Annotated in this window: 15 protein-coding genes; 8 read left to right on the top strand and 7 right to left on the bottom strand. The window is 70.4% G+C overall.

Annotated features, from left to right (window positions below; all coding sequences use genetic code 11):
* Window positions 1–697 (bottom strand): LysR substrate-binding domain-containing protein (locus QH270_RS30415; protein ID WP_280347736.1); only part of this gene is annotated, 697 nt, incomplete at its 3' end.
* A gap of 110 nt (window positions 698–807) precedes the next feature.
* Between QH270_RS30415 and fdxA the strand changes: the two genes are divergently transcribed.
* Both fdxA and QH270_RS30425 read left to right on the top strand, forming a co-directional pair.
* Window positions 808–1,143: a ferredoxin gene (gene fdxA / locus QH270_RS30420; protein WP_280347738.1), complete on the top strand. Its 336-nt coding sequence runs from the start codon at window positions 808–810 to the stop codon at window positions 1,141–1,143.
* Window positions 1,144–1,206: 63 nt separating this feature from the next.
* A complete protein-coding gene (locus tag QH270_RS30425) occupies window positions 1,207–1,812 on the top strand; it encodes a DUF1345 domain-containing protein (protein ID WP_280347740.1) in 606 nt (201 codons plus the stop codon).
* Between the two features lie 10 nt (window positions 1,813–1,822).
* On the opposite strand, the gene QH270_RS30430 is transcribed toward QH270_RS30425, so the two are convergent.
* Entirely contained in the window at window positions 1,823–2,617 is a 795-nt protein-coding gene (locus tag QH270_RS30430) for a GTP pyrophosphokinase (RefSeq protein WP_432420454.1), read from the bottom strand.
* A gap of 52 nt (window positions 2,618–2,669) precedes the next feature.
* Here QH270_RS30430 and QH270_RS30435 point away from each other — a divergent pair, with 52 nt between their 5' ends.
* Complete coding sequence (locus QH270_RS30435) at window positions 2,670–3,293, top strand: LysE family translocator (RefSeq protein ID WP_280347744.1); 624 nt, start codon at window positions 2,670–2,672, stop codon at window positions 3,291–3,293.
* Between the two features lie 10 nt (window positions 3,294–3,303).
* Here QH270_RS30435 and QH270_RS30440 read toward each other — a convergent pair whose 3' ends face one another.
* The 3 genes from QH270_RS30440 to QH270_RS30450 form a co-directional block, all read right to left on the bottom strand.
* Window positions 3,304–3,777: a hypothetical protein gene (locus tag QH270_RS30440; RefSeq protein ID WP_280347745.1), complete on the bottom strand. Its 474-nt coding sequence runs from the start codon at window positions 3,775–3,777 to the stop codon at window positions 3,304–3,306.
* A gap of 83 nt (window positions 3,778–3,860) precedes the next feature.
* Window positions 3,861–5,570 (bottom strand): glycoside hydrolase domain-containing protein, encoded by a 1,710-nt coding sequence (locus QH270_RS30445; RefSeq protein ID WP_280347747.1) that lies wholly within the window; start codon window positions 5,568–5,570, stop codon window positions 3,861–3,863.
* A gap of 193 nt (window positions 5,571–5,763) precedes the next feature.
* A complete protein-coding gene (locus QH270_RS30450) occupies window positions 5,764–7,032 on the bottom strand; it encodes an NADH:flavin oxidoreductase/NADH oxidase family protein (protein ID WP_280347749.1) in 1,269 nt (422 codons plus the stop codon).
* 178 nt (window positions 7,033–7,210) lie between these two features.
* Here QH270_RS30450 and QH270_RS30455 point away from each other — a divergent pair, with 178 nt between their 5' ends.
* Genes QH270_RS30455 through QH270_RS30470 form a run of 4 tightly spaced genes read left to right on the top strand, consistent with a single transcriptional unit; the run spans window position 7,211 to window position 10,691 of the window.
* Window positions 7,211–8,140 (top strand): acetoacetate decarboxylase family protein, encoded by a 930-nt coding sequence (locus QH270_RS30455; RefSeq protein WP_280347750.1) that lies wholly within the window; start codon window positions 7,211–7,213, stop codon window positions 8,138–8,140.
* A complete protein-coding gene (locus QH270_RS30460) occupies window positions 8,137–9,723 on the top strand; it encodes a succinic semialdehyde dehydrogenase (protein ID WP_280347751.1) in 1,587 nt (528 codons plus the stop codon). The genes QH270_RS30455 and QH270_RS30460 overlap by 4 nt, the downstream gene beginning before the upstream one ends.
* Window positions 9,724–9,758: 35 nt before the next feature.
* Window positions 9,759–10,445, top strand: a complete 687-nt coding sequence (locus QH270_RS30465) for a type 1 glutamine amidotransferase domain-containing protein (protein ID WP_280347753.1) — start codon at window positions 9,759–9,761, stop codon at window positions 10,443–10,445.
* Window positions 10,446–10,481: 36 nt separating this feature from the next.
* Window positions 10,482–10,691: a hypothetical protein gene (locus QH270_RS30470; RefSeq protein WP_280347754.1), complete on the top strand. Its 210-nt coding sequence runs from the start codon at window positions 10,482–10,484 to the stop codon at window positions 10,689–10,691.
* A gap of 260 nt (window positions 10,692–10,951) precedes the next feature.
* Here the strand turns inward: QH270_RS30470 and QH270_RS30475 are convergent, their stop codons facing one another.
* Window positions 10,952–11,713, bottom strand: coding sequence for a uracil-DNA glycosylase (locus tag QH270_RS30475; RefSeq protein WP_280347755.1), 762 nt, complete (start codon window positions 11,711–11,713; stop codon window positions 10,952–10,954).
* Window positions 11,714–11,792: 79 nt separating this feature from the next.
* Here QH270_RS30475 and QH270_RS30480 point away from each other — a divergent pair, with 79 nt between their 5' ends.
* On the top strand, window positions 11,793–13,325 hold the full coding sequence (locus QH270_RS30480; RefSeq protein WP_280347757.1) for a carboxylesterase/lipase family protein: 1,533 nt from the start codon (window positions 11,793–11,795) through the stop codon (window positions 13,323–13,325).
* On the opposite strand, the gene QH270_RS30485 is transcribed toward QH270_RS30480, so the two are convergent.
* Window positions 13,207–14,269 (bottom strand): NAD(P)/FAD-dependent oxidoreductase (locus QH270_RS30485; RefSeq protein ID WP_432420455.1); only part of this gene is annotated, 1,063 nt, incomplete at its 5' end. The two genes, QH270_RS30480 and QH270_RS30485, sit on opposite strands and share 119 nt — an antisense overlap.

Here is a 14,269-nt window from a genome sequence, read left to right on the forward strand (position 1 = left end):
CGGCCGAACCGAGTTCGGCCGCGGGGCGAGCCGGTGTGCCGTGTATCTCCAGCGCCGCCCACACCGTGTCGCGGGTGCCGGAGCCCTTCTCGCGCCACAGCAGGGGCGTCTCCGCGAGTTCGCTGAGCGAGAGCGCGCGCCGCCGGGTGACCCACGGATGGTGCGGCGCGACGACCACGGCCAGTTCGTCGGCGACGAGCACCCGACTGCCCAACCCGGCGGGGGAGTGCGGGCCTTCGACGAACCCGAGCTCAGCCCTCCGGTCCCGGATCGCCGCCGTCACCTGCTGGGAGTTCGCGACATCCAGCTCCACCGCGAGGTCGGGTCGCAGCTTGCGCAAGGCCGACAACCACTGCGGAATCCGGTGATCGGCAATCGTTTTGGAGGCCATGACGCGCAGGCTCGGATGCGCCCCGCGATGCAGGTCCGCCACCCCGTCCATCATCGCGCGGCCGGCGGCGAGCACCGGACGAGCGAGTTCGACCACCGCCGACCCCGCATCGGTCACCGCCGATCCCGTCGGCCCACGGTCCAGGAGCCGTAACCCCAAGCGGCGCTCCAGCGCACCGATCCGCATCCCGACCGCGGGCTGGCTGAGTCCGTGCCGCCGCGCGGCCGCGCCCAGGCTGCCGAGTTCGGCCACGGAAACCAGCAGATCGAGCACCTCCAGGTCGGGCGTCCCCGGCGGCAAGCTCATAACAAAACCTTACGAGGTGATGGGAATCGACGGCTACTCGGAAGGCCCGGCGCAGACCACGATCGACATAGCCGCGGATCGCGCGGCACCGCACAGCAGAGGAGAGCATCGTGACGTTCGTGGTCGGCGCGGCCTGCGTGGATGTCCTGGACCGGGCATGCATCGAGGAATGCCCGGTGGACTGCATCTTCATCGGTGACCGGATGGCCTACATCCAGCCGGACGAATGCACCGAATGCGGGGCGTGCGAACCGGCCTGCCCCGTCGAAGCGATCTCCTACGTGGACGACATGCCGCAGGGACAGGAGGTTTTCGTAGCCGAGAACCGCCGCTTCTTCGACGAACCGCTGCCCGGCCGGACGCAGCCGTTGGGGCACCCGGGCGGCGCGGCCGGTGTCGGCGAACTCGGGGTGGACACGCCCTTCGTGGCGGCCTACCGAGTGTGAACACCCGGCACTGAGGGCGCGGTTGCGGGGAGCGCGGCCGGGTTCGTGGTAGGTGTGACAGGTATGGGCCGCAGAATGCTGGGGGCGATGGAGCTGGGGCTCACCGGGCTCGGTGTGGTCTGGCTGACGGTGTTCTCGTGGTCCGGAGGCGGGATCGGGTTGCTGCTGGTGTGGAACCTGCTCGCGGTGGCCTACATGGTGGCCGGCTGGGCGCTGCTGTCTCGCGATCTGCCCAGGGACCCGTCGGCGGAACTGGACGACTGGGTCGGGCCGACCTGGTACGCGACGACGATGGCGATGGTGGCCAGCGGCTCCGGCGCGGCGGCGGGATTCATCATGATCGCGGCGCGCGAGGGCGGCGGCGACGCGCTCGCCGAGAGCGTCGCCGCCGCCACGGTCCTCATGTCGTGGCTGCTGCTGCACACCGCGTTCGCGCAGATCTACGCACGCGCCCACTACGCCGACGGTGGCCTGGAGTTCCCGCACTGCCGGTGGCCGCAGCTCACCGAGTTCGTGTACTTCTCGTTCACCGTCGGCACCTCGTTCGCGGTGTCGGACGTGGACGTGGTGAACCGGCCCATGCGGCGGCGGGTCGTCGCGCACAGCGTGCTCAGCTTCTTCTTCAACGCCGCCGTCGTCGCGATCGCGATCGACTGGCTCAAAGGCTGAGCCGGGCCGTTCAGAGCGGCAGGTCGCCCGGCCGCAGGTGCACCGGATGCTCGGCGGTCAGGTTCCGGTAGAGCATGCCCAGGTCCAGCGAGTCGGCCGCGCGCGGCTTCGTGTGCGAGCCGCGGTCGACCTGGCGGTGCAGCGCCTCCATCTTCTCGTCGAGCTGGGTCGCCACCTCGGCGGCCTGCGCGAGATCGCTGCGCAGATTCGGCGGCACCTCGCCGCGGTACTTGTAGTAGATCTTGTGCTCGAGGCTGGCCCAGAAGTCCATCGCGATGGTGCGGATCTGGATCTCGACCGGGATGCGCTCGGTGCGGTCGGAGCGGAACACCGGGATCGACACGATCAGGTGCAGGCTCTGGTACCCGTTGGGCTTGCGATGGGTGATGTAGTCGCGCTCTTCCAGCACCGTGATGTCGGACTGGCTCGCCAGCATCTGCTTGATCGTCTCGATGTCGGAGATGAAGCTGCACACCACCCTGACCCCTGCGATGTCGAGGACGTTCGCGCGGATCGAGGACAGGTTCATCGCGTAGTTCTTGCGCCGGACCTTCTCCAGCACGCTCTCGGGCGACTTGAGGCGCGAACCCACGTGCTCGATCGGGTTGTACTCGTGGGTGTTGTTGAAGTCCTCGCGCAAGATGTTGATCTTGGTCGTGACCTCGTCGATGGCGAATTTGTACCCGAGCATGAAGTCGACGAACTGTTCCCGCAGCATCCGGATGTCGTCGACGTCGACGTCGATGCGACGGCCGCCGTCGGACGGCCCGTTCTCGGTCACGTGATCCAGCTGCCAGGGTTTCATCGAGTCCATTGTGCCTTTCCTCGACGGGGCCGAGCCCGCCTACCATGGTCGGATGCTCGCCGCGCTCGTCTCCTTCACCCTCGCATCCCTCGTCATCGTCATCCTGCCAGGACCGGACACCCTGGTGGTGGTACGCAGCCTCGTGCGCGGCGGGCGGGGCGCGGGAATCCGGACCGCGGCGGGCGTGCTGTGCGGCCTGGCGGTGTGGGTCGTGGCGGCCGTGGTCGGTCTGTCGGCGCTGCTGCGGGCCAGTGAGGTCGGGTACGAGGCGCTGAAGATCGTGGGCGCCTGCTACCTGGTGTGGATGGGCGTGCAGTCGCTGCGCGCCCTCCGGCGGCCGGTCGGTGTGGCATCGGACACGTCGTCGGTGGCGCCGCTGGATCGCGCGGGAAATTTCGGTGCCGGATTCCTGACCGACCTGCTGAATCCCAAGGTCGGCGTGCTCTTCGTCAGTTTCCTGCCCGGCTTCGTGCCCGCGGGCTACTCGCCGACCTGGACGACGCTGGGGCTCGGCGCCGTCTACATCGTGCTGACCGCGCTGTACTGCGCCGCCCTCATCCTCGCCTCCGGCTCGATCTCCACCTGGATGCGCACCGACCGGATCCGCCGCCGCATCGACGCGATGACCGGTCTGGTCCTCGTCGGCTTCGGTGTGCGGCTGGCCACCGAGGCCTGAGCGCGGCCGGTCAGGGCATCTCGACGGTTTCGGCCCTGGCGATCTCGCCGATGGCCCGGCCGATCGCCGCACCGGCCGCCACCCCGGTGCGTTCGGCGAGATGAGCGATCAGGAGCACGGCGGCTGGTCGGACGTCGGTCGGCGGGGCGTCCGGTTCGGTCGCGTCGTCGACGCCGAGCGCGCCGGTGAGTGTCGCGATCACCGCGGCGACATCGAGACCGGGGTACCAGGGCACCGTCGCCCGCACCACGGCCTCGAGGACCGCACGCACATCGTCACCGGTGAGGCCGTCCGGGTGCGCGGTCTCGAGGAGCTCCCGCACGATCGCCGCCAGCACCGCGCCGACCTGATCGGCGGGCAGGTCGGCGAGGTCGGCGATCGTGGCGGTGAAGGCGGGTTCGTCGGCGGCGCGCGCCGCGCGGACGGCCGCGTCGACGGTGTTCGCGATCGCGCGCGCGGACGAGGGCCACTCGGACGGCCACATGGTGCGGGTCTCCTCCCGTGCCGATGCTCGCTACGCCGACGTGCGCAGCGAGCGCCGCCAGCGTAGCCGGGCACCCCGACAGCTCAGGCGGGCCGGGCCAGCGGCGTATCGGGTTCGCCGGAATTGCGCAGCGCCACAATCTTTTCGGGCACCCAATAGACGCGACCGAATTCGAATTCCTGGTAGACGCCGTCGTCGTGGGTGATCTCGTCGGAGGCGGGCCAGCCGAGCTCGCCGTTCTCGAAGCCCGCCGCCGACCAGCGGGCCCCGATCGCGCCGTGCACCCAGTAGGCGGGCGCGCCGGTGCGGCGATAGACGGTGCCGCCCTGGAAGGCCTGCGCGATACCCGGCCCGGTGCCGCGGGGATCGGGGAGTTCCGCGTGCTCGGCGATCGGGTAGCCCAACGGGCCTGCCTCCCAGCCGAGTTCGGCGTACTTGGTCATGACCGCGGTCGGGATCGCGTGCGCGTCGGTGGCCGGATGCCAGTAGACATAGCCGTGCTCGAACTCGGCGAAGCGGCCGATGCCGTCCGGTGTCGCGAGTTCGCCGTCGGTGCGGCGCGCACCCAGCCACGGCGAGGCCGCCGCCCTGACATCGATCGCGGTGTGCCCGGTACCCGCGAAATCGTTGACGTGGGCGGCGAACACATCCCAGGGGAAGTGGGGCCCGACGTCGGTGTGGGTGCCGATCCCGAGCGCCTCGGTGACGTACTTGTGGTCGCTGATGCCCTCAGCCACCCGATACGGTGGCGCGAGCACCTGGGTCGAGTAGCCGTGCCGGTGCGCGCTGCGCACGGCCAGATACGCGGCGATCCGCAGGTCGGCATCGATCGACAACCACTGATCCCGAGACCACGCCACCCGGCTATTCGCGAAGCACAGATTCACCGTGTAGGGGTTGGCGGAGAGCACCGACCAGGCGGCGCGTTCCTCCGCCACCACGCGGACGACGATCCCGTCGCGCAAGGTGTAGTGGTAGGACACGCCGTTGGCCGGGTTGTTCAGGTAGGCCGCCAGCGACTCGGCGGTGCCGTTGCCCTCCTGCGTGTGCAGCAGGAAGTTGGTGATCCGCGCCCCGTCGCGCGGTGAATGCGAGGGGCCGAGCCGGTCGAGTTCGGTGAACGACGGCACCTGGACCGATCGGTCGAGACTCCACTGCCCGAAGTCGGGCGCGAGGATGTCGTCGACATCGACGTGCGTGCCGTCGATGATCGGGCCCGGGTTGCTCGGGGTGTCGATCACCCGCTGATACAGCACCGCTCGTGGCTCCCGCTCGGCGCCCGACCAGGCCCGCGTCTGCCACACCCAGCTGAAGTCCCCGCGGCTGCCGACGACCCCGTCCTCGATCGCCCACGCGCACACCCGCGAATGTCCGTAGATGCCGGTCCATTCCGTGCCGAGCACGGAGTTCACCCCGCGGAAGAACTCGACGGCGGTCGAGTTCCACTGGCTCAGCGAGATGTCCTCGTCGACGGCGAAGAAGATCGGCGCCCGGCGCGGCCCACCGACCTCCAGGTGCGTGGCCAGTGCTTGCTCGGCCATCCGCCTGCCGCCGTCGAAGCCCGTCGTCCAGTCCGACGGGGTGGGATCGCCGGGCTTGCCGTACTGCCAGATCGAGACGACATCGAGTCCGGCGGCGGCGAGCGCGCGGGCGTAGTCGGCGGTGATCGGTTTGGCACCGAAGTTCGCGCCCGGCCTGCTCGGTGACACATAGGCGAGGACCGCCGAGTGCCCGGCCGCCGCGATCGCGGCGGGATCGATGAGCCGGGCGGCGAAATCGACAGCGGTGGACATGGTTGACCCCCTGCATGATTCATATCCGTTGGCATGGTTCACGCTCGCGTCCCGCGACAGAACAGCGGGATGACACTGGCGCCCTGGATCGGCGCCGGGTGACCGAGGATCTCACCCGGCATCCATTCTAGGCGAAACATCCACCCCTGCACCGCGATTCGACGGCACGGCCACGCACCCCGGCGCGATCACTTCATGCGGCACGACTTTTCAGCCAGGCGCGGTAGCCGCGCAGCGCGCGTCGCTGGAGCCAGAGTTCCCTGGCGAGGGCGAGCTTCGGGTCGATGCCCGGCCGCGTGCGCCGACCGGCGCCGAGGCGACGCAGTTGCTGACGCACGCGGGCCATGCTCGCGGCCGACGCGACCGCCTTGTCCGCGATGCGCACCGGTGCCAGTTCCACGGCGGCGCCGGCATCGGCGCGCCATCGGTTCGGCAGGTCGGGGTCGACGGCCAACGCGCTCCCCATGCCGACGAGGTCGATCCCGCCCGCCAGGACCTGCTCGGCCACCGGAAGCCGGACGACGCCGCCGGTGAGCATGAGCGGCAGCGGGCTGGACTCGGCGAGTTCCTCGGCGAGGCTGAGGAAGTAGGCCTCCCGTGATCGGGTCCGCTCGTCGCCGCTCTGGCCGGTCATGGCCGGGGCCTCGTAGCTGCCCCCGGACAATTCGACCAGGTCGACACCGAGGGGCGCCAGCATCGCGATGACGGCCGCGGCGTCGTCGGCGTCGAAGCCGCCGCGCTGGAAGTCGGCCGAGTTCAGCTTGACGGCCACCGCGAAGCCCGGCGCGACCGTGGCCCGTACGGCGCCGACGATGTCGAGCAGGAGCCGGGCCCGGTTCGCCAGGGTGCCACCCCACTGATCGGTGCGCCGATTCGCCAGCGGGGAGAGGAACTGCGAGAGCAGGTATCCGTGCGCGGCGTGGATCTCGACACCGTCGAATCCGGCCTCTTCGGCCCGGCGCGCCGTCTCGGCGAAGCGGGCCACCGTCTCGGCGATCTGGCCCGCCGTCATCTCGACCGGTTCGGCGAACCGACCGCTGTTCCTGCCGACGTCGACCCGGACGGCCGACGGGCCCCAGGCGACACCGGGCATGTTCGCGCCGACCTGTCTGCCCGGATGGTTGATCTGCATCCACACCCGCGCGCCACCGCTCTGCGCGGCCTCGGCCCACTGCCGGAACGGTGCGAGCGGTGACCGTGCGTCCAGGACGACGCCGCCCGGCCCGGTGAGCGCCTCGGCGTGGACCATGACATTGCCCGTGATGATCAGGCCGGCCCCGCCCTGACTCCAGCGACGGTACAGCCGGAACAAGGCATCGTCCGGGAGCTGACCTGACGCGGCCATGTTCTCCTCCATGGCGGCCTTGGCCAGCCGGTTGGGGATCACGGCGCCGTTGGGAAGCGTGAAGGGCGCGAAGACGGGCGAACTGGTCGTGGTGGGGATGCGGGCTGTCGAAGGCATCGGTACTCCTCTACGCGATATGTTTACGTTGCTTACATGAACCTAGAAAGGGGTGTAAGCGGTGTCAACTTTCGCGAAGAGTGGGGGTTGTCACTCGATGGCGCACGTTGTTGACAGTGCTTACATGCGCGCCTAGCATCGGCACATGTAAGCGACGTAAACATAAGGAGGGTGTGCCATGGCACGCACCACGCACCGCGCGGTCACCGTCGATCTGGGCGGCCACTCGGTCGACGTCCCGGAGGGCGGCCTGTACGACCGCTACCGGATGGCGACCGATCTGGACGACGTCGCGGCCGACCCGCGGGTGAGCGGCGTCGATTTCTTCCGGCGACTGCCGAAGGTGAAGGTCGACTCGCCGATCGGCCCGACCTGGTCGCCGAACTTCTACTACCGCATCTCCACCGCTCGGCTGACGATGATCGCGCCGACCCGGGCGATCCGGTCCCGGCTCCCGCGCGAACTCGATCCGCTCGAGCTCGCGCCCGGGCTCGGGCTCGTCTCGGTGATGTTCTTCCGCTACGACGTGTGCGACATCGACTTCTACGCCGAGGCCGCGGTCGGTATCGCCGTGAAACCCGCGCGGCACGGCGGACTCGGCGTCGTCGACCTGCTCTCGGGTCTGCAGAACGATCACCTGCACTCCTATGTGCTGTCGCTGCCCGTCACCACCGATATCGCTCAGGTGCGCGGCCACGACGGCTACGGCTTCCCGAAATGGGTCACCGACATCGACGTCGACATCGACGACCACCGCGCCACCGCACGCGTCGCCGGCGCCGACGGCGGCACCGATGTCGCCTTCGCCGCGCCGACGCCACGGCAACGGACCCATGGCTCCGGCGAACACGTCGCGAGCCTGACCTCCTACACGCGGATCGGCGGCGCGTGGCACTCGACGCTGAGTCAGACCAACGTCCTCGCGGCGGGCACCGCCCGGCTACCTCGGGGAATCGACCTGGAACTCGGTTCCGGCCGGGTTTCCGCGGACATCCGGTCGCTGAAACCGATCAAGACCATCCAGCTCGACGTCATGACCGAGGGGCAGAACGCGCTGCACATGCCGGTCCCCACCTCGGTGCGCACCGCTGAGGCGGGACGGCGATGACCATCGACGACACGGCGGTCCGCGGCTCCGATCTGCCCGCCACACTCACTCCCGCGCTCATCGAACGGCTGTCCTCGCTCGTCGCGGCCGCCGACGACGCCGACCGCACGACCACGACCGCGCCGTACACGGGCCGACCGCTCGCCGAGCTGCCCGTGTCGACCCCGGCGGACGTCGAGGACGCCTTCGCGCGCGCCAGGGCGGCGCAGGCCGACTGGGCCGCGGTTCCGCTCCGCGAACGCGAGCGCATCCTGTTGCGCTTCCACGACCTGGTACTCGCCCGCCAACGCGAGGCGCTGGACCTGATGCAGGCCGAGAGCGGGAAGACGCGTCGCGACGCCTTCCTCGAGGTCAGCGATATCGCGATCACCGCCAGGTACTACGCGCGTACCGCCGCGGGCCTGCTCGCGCCACGGCGCCGCCGTGGCGCCATCCCGGTGCTGACCCACACCACCGAACTGCGGCACCCGAAGGGCGTCGTCACCGTCATCTCGCCGTGGAACTACCCGCTGAGCATGGCGGCCGGCGACGCGATCCCCGCACTGATGGCGGGCAACGCCGTGGTCCAGAAGCCCGACACACAGACCGCCCTCACCGCACTGTGGGCGCTGGAGCTGATGCGCGAGGCGGGGCTGCCGAAAGACGTATGGCAGATGGTCATCGGTCGCGGCAGCTCGATCGGCGACGCGTTGATGGCCGGCGCCGACTACCTGATGTTCACCGGGTCGACCGCCAGCGGGCGCCGGATCGCGGCCGGGGCGGGGGAGCGGCTCATCGGCGCGTCCCTGGAGCTCGGCGGAAAGAACGCGATGGTGGTGCTCGCCGATGCCGACATCGAGCGGGCCGCCGACGGTGCCGTCGCCGCGTGCTTCCCCTCGGCGGGGCAGCTGTGCGTGTCGATCGAGCGGCTCTATGTCGCCGAGGAGATCCGCGACGCGTTCGTCGCCGCCTTCGTCGAACGGACGCGACGGCTCCGCCTCGGCGCGGCCTACGATTTCTCGGTCGACGTGGGCTCGCTGACCACTTCGGCGCAGCTCGAGACGGTCACCGCGCACGTCGCCGACGCCGTCGCCAAGGGCGCGACCGTCCTCGCGGGCGGCCGTGCGCGACCGGACCTCGGACCGCTGTTCCACGAGCCGACGATCCTGACCGATGTCACTCCGGAGATGACACTGTTCGCCCAGGAGACCTTCGGGCCGGTGGTGTCGATCTATCCCTACCGTGCGGTCGACGAGGCGATCGCGGCGGCGAACGACACCCGGTACGGACTCAATGCCAGCGTGTGGTCGCGCGACGGTGCCGCGGGCCGGGCGGTGGCCGCCCGCCTGCACGCGGGCACGGTGAACGTCAACGAGGCCTTCGCCGCCGCCTGGGGCAGCATCGACGCCCCGATGGGAGGCATGGGCGACTCCGGGCTCGGCCGCAGACACGGCGCCGACGGGCTGCTGAAGTACACCGAGCCGCAGACGGTCGCGCATCAGCGCCTGCAAGGTTTCGCCCCGCCGCGCGGGATGAGTCACGAGCGATGGTCCCGGGTACTCACCTTCGCGCTGGGAGCATTACGCCGCGTGGGCGCACACTGAGATCCAGGAGCAGTGACGGACGAAGGAGAGCACGCATGACCAAGCGCATTGTGAACGTCGTGACCAATGTCGGTCACTATGACGACCCGTCCCATCAGACCGGCCTGTGGTTGTCCGAGCTGACCCATGCCTGGCAGGTGTTCGAGGAGAACGGTTTCGAGCAGACCCTCGTCAGCCCGGCGGGCGGCGCGGTGCCGCTCGAGCCGCGGTCGTTGAAGTTCCCCAACTACGACAAGACCGCGAAGGCGTGGCGGGCGGATCCGGCCAAGATGGCGCTGCTGGAGACGACCGCCGCGCCCGAGGAGATCGACTCCGCGGACTATGACGCCATCTACTTCACCGGCGGCCACGCCGTCATGTACGACTTTCCCGACAGCGCGGGCCTGCAGCGCATCACGCGCGAGATCTACGAGCGCGGCGGCATCGTCTCGTCGGTCTGTCACGGCTACTGCGGCCTGCTCAACACCGAGCTGTCCGACGGTTCCCATCTGGTGGCCGGCCGCAAGCTCACCGGGTTCGCGTGGCAGGAAGAAGTGCTCGCCAGGGTCGACAAGCTGGTGCCCTACAACGCCGAGGCGGAGATGAAGAAGCGCGGCGCCATCTACGAGAAGGCGAAGCTGCCGTTCGTCTCCTACGCCGTGGTGGACGGGAATCTGGTGACCGGACAGAATCCCGGCTCCGCCAAGGAAACGGCGAAGAAGGTCGCCGCGGCCCTGCGCTGACCCGGCGCCGACCCCCGCATGGACTACGGTGTCGGAGTGGGGATTTCCGAGTTCGCGCCGGGTGATGTCGTCTACTTCCCGGCGGGACCGTTCAGTGGCATCTGCGCTGTCGTCCGCGAGGTCGACCCGCATCGCACCACGTTGCGCCTGGAATTCAGTGAGGGCGCCGTCCATCGCGAGGGCGGCGTCCTCCACGAGCGTCGCCACACCCTCACCGTCGCCTTCGACGAGGTCGCTCTCGGCTGACGTACCTCCTCGGTCCCGCCGGGGTGGGGGAGCGACCATGCGGGACGGCTCCCTTCGGTCCTGGGAGAGTGGAGTTCCCACAAATCGTGCACTGGTTCTCGGGGCGATGGTTCGCGCCCAGTAGATCGGGCCGGGGCATCGAGGACTGCTGGTCGCCAAGTGCAAAAAACAATACGATACTGCGATATGCGCATCTACTAATATAAAGCCCGCCAATACGCATTCGGCACAGACCCTTACATCACCTTCTACAGACCTGCTCAGGACGGCAGGGGCGGGGCTGTGTGAGCGAGGGTGATGGCGGTGCGGAAGATGTCCTCGAGCATGGTGGGCGTGAGGCGGCCCGTGAACGTGTTGTGCGGACTCACGTGGTAGCAGCCGAGAACGGTGAGCGTGCGGGTGTCGGGGTGGGTGAGGGCGAGCCGCACGCCGTGGCCGAAGCGGGGGCGCGGTTTCGGGATGGTCCAGCCGCCCTCGGCGAGGACCGTGAACAGGGCCTGCCAGCCGAAACCCCCGAGGACGACGATCACGCGGACGGTCGGCGCGAGGAGTTCCAGTTCCCGGGTGAGGTAGGCGGCGCAGCGCAGCCGTTCGGCGCTGGTCGGCTTGTTCTCGGGTGGGGCGCAGTGCACGGGCGCGGTGAGCCGGGTGTTGCGCAGTTCGATGCCGTCGTCGACGCTCACCGGATGCGCGCCGGTCGCCAGGCCGACGGCGTGGAGCGCGGCGAACAGGACGTCGCCGCTGCGGTCCCCGGTGAACATGCGCCCGGTGCGGTTGCCCCCGTTGGCCGCGGGCGCCAGGCCGACCACCAGGATCTCGGCGTCGTCGGGACCGAAGCCGGGGACCGGACGCGCCCAGTACTCCTCGTCGCGGAAGGCCGCTCGCTTGATCCGCGCGGCCTCCTCGCGCCACGCGACCAGCCGCGGACAGGCGCGGCAGGTGGTGATCAGGGCGTCGAGTTCGGCGACGCTGCGGGTGGTTCCAGCAGCGAGCGGGGCGTTCTCCGGACCGGCGCCGACCATCGGGCCAGTCTAGTCGGGGGCCGGGCGGGGTCGGCCGAACCGCCTGCACGGTACCGCTGGTACCACGTACCGTGGAGCCATGGTGTCCACCGAGATCGTGACCGCCGACGGAGTCGTGCGCGGTCGAGCCGGCCGTCGAGTCATCCGCTGGCGTGCTGTTCCCTATGCCGCCCCGCCCGTCGGGGACCTTCGTTTCCGGGCCCCGCAGCCCGTGACGCCGTGGACGGGGGTGCGCTCGGCGACGGAATTCGGCACCGCCGCGGTGCAGCACCCGAGCGGCGCCCGCACCGGCGCGCGGACGTGGCAACCGACGGGTGAGGACTGCCTGACGGTGAATGTGACGGCGCCCGCGGCACCGTCCGCGAGTCCGCGGCCGGTCATGGTCTTCATCCACGGCGGCGGGTACCTCATCGGCGCGGCCAGCATGTACTCGGGCGCGCGGCTCGCCGCGCGCGGCGATGTGATCGTGGTGTCGGTGACCTATCGGCTCGGCGCGCTCGGCTATGTCGACTTCAGCGAGTTCTCCACGCCGGAACGGCCTTTCGAGTCGAATCTGGGCCTCCGTGATCAGGTGGCGGCGCTCGAATGGGTGCAGCGCAATATCGCGGCGTTCGGCGGCGATCCAGGGAATGTGACGGTGTTCGGCGAATCGGCGGGCGCGCACGCGGTGGTCACCCTGCTGGCCACTCCCGCCGCGAAGGGTCTGTTCCATCGGGCCATCGCGCAGAGCGCGCCGGCGGATTGGACGGCGGGGCCCGAGGAGGCTCGCCGTTTCGCTCGTGCCTGTCTGGAGCGGCTCGGCGCCGATCCGGCCGACGCGGCGCGGGCGCTGAGCACGGCGAAGGCGAGTGACCTGTGCCGGGCGGCGGACCGTGCGCTCGGCCGTGCGCTGCGTGAGCTACCCGGCAGCTTCCCGTACTCACCGGTGGTCGATGGTGATTTCCTGCCCGAGGCGCCGATGGAGGTGATCGCGGCGGGCCGGGCGCATCCGGTCCCGCTGATCATCGGCACCAACCGGGACGAGGCGACACTGTTCCAGCGTTTCGCGAAATCGGTCCCGCACACCCCCGAGCAGCTCAGCGTGGCGTTCGGTCGTTGCGATCCCGGGGTCGAGCAGCGCGTGATCCGCGCCTACCCCGGATATCCCGCGTCGCGGACCGCGGTGCGGATCGGTGGCGACTTCATGTTCTGGCGGCCCACCCTGGCCGTGCTGGACGGGCACAGCCGGTGTGCGCCGACCTATGCCTACCGTTTCGACTTCGCGCCGCGCGCGGTGCGGCTGGCCGGATTCGGTGCGACGCACGCGCTCGAGCTGCTTCCCGTGTTCGGCTGGGTCGACAGTCCGCTCGGCCGGACCATGACGGCCGCCGGTGGGCGCCGTGCGTTCCGCGCGGTGCAGGACCAGATCCAGGAGAACTGGCTGAGCTTCGCGCGGACGGGCATGCCGTTGCCGTCGTGGCCGCCCTACACGGTCGAGCGGCGAGCGACGCGCATCATCGACGATCCGCCGCGGGTGCTGATCGATCCCGACGCGGCGCAGCGGGAAGCGTGGCAAGGAGTGCGGATCTCGGGGTCGGGCGGCCCGATGGATCAGCGGAAGGCCGGGGCATGAGAGCGGCGGGCGCACCGGCGCGCAGGGTGGTCCGTGTCGCCTGGATGTTGCGGGCACCGATGCGTAGTTCCAGGGCCAGGTCTCGCAGCACGGCGCGGGTGTCGGGCTGATGCCGCAGCGCGCCCACGACGAGCCGCAGGGCGCGGGCGGGGGTGTGGAGCTCGGCGGGTCGGCGGGTGCGGGAGAAGATGCCGGTGGTGATGCGGGCGAGTTCCGGGTCGTCGGCGGCGCGGCGGTAGAGCTCGATTTCCAAGGGCCGCATGGCTTCGCCGCGGGCGAGCCGGTTGGTCCAGTGGAAGATGGCGCGGCATTCGTCGACGCGGCGTCGTTCCCAGGCGTGTAGTGCGTGGTCGAGTCCGGCTGGGTCGTGAAGGACGTCGGTGACGGCTTCGCCGAGGAGCCGGCCGTAGCGGAGGGCGTCGCGAATTCCCTGGGCGGTGACGGGGTCCTTGAAGTGGCCTGCGTCGCCGGGCAGGGCCCAGCCGGGGCCGGCGGATCGGCGGAAGTAGGAGGCCAGGCCGGTCGCGGCGCGGACCCGGCCGACGCGTTCGCAGTCGCGGAGCCGGTCGCTCAGGGCCGGAATGCGGTCGAGGGCTTCGGTATAGCGGCGCTCGGCGGCGCCGGGGCCGCAGCGGCCTGGTTGGGCCGGCGGTTGGACGAGGCTGAGGACGAGGCCGCCGTCGCAGGGGAAGGCGGTGCCGAGGTCGGCGCCGGCTCGCCATTGGGCGGCGGTGTCGCGGGGGTTGCCAGGGGCGTCGCGCCAGTAGGCGTAGTAGCAGTCGCGGCCGCTGGGCACGGTGAGCAGTGGCCGCGCCGCGGCGGCCGGGGGGGGGGGGGGGGGGTGGGGGGCGGGGGGGGCGGGGTGCCGGGGGGGGGTGGTGTAGGGGGGGTTGGGCCCCCGCGAGGGGGTTTGGGGGGCGGGGGCACCGGTGGCGGGGTTGGGG

Source organism: Nocardia neocaledoniensis (assembly GCF_029868625.1).
Classification (GTDB): domain Bacteria; phylum Actinomycetota; class Actinomycetes; order Mycobacteriales; family Mycobacteriaceae; genus Nocardia; species Nocardia neocaledoniensis_A.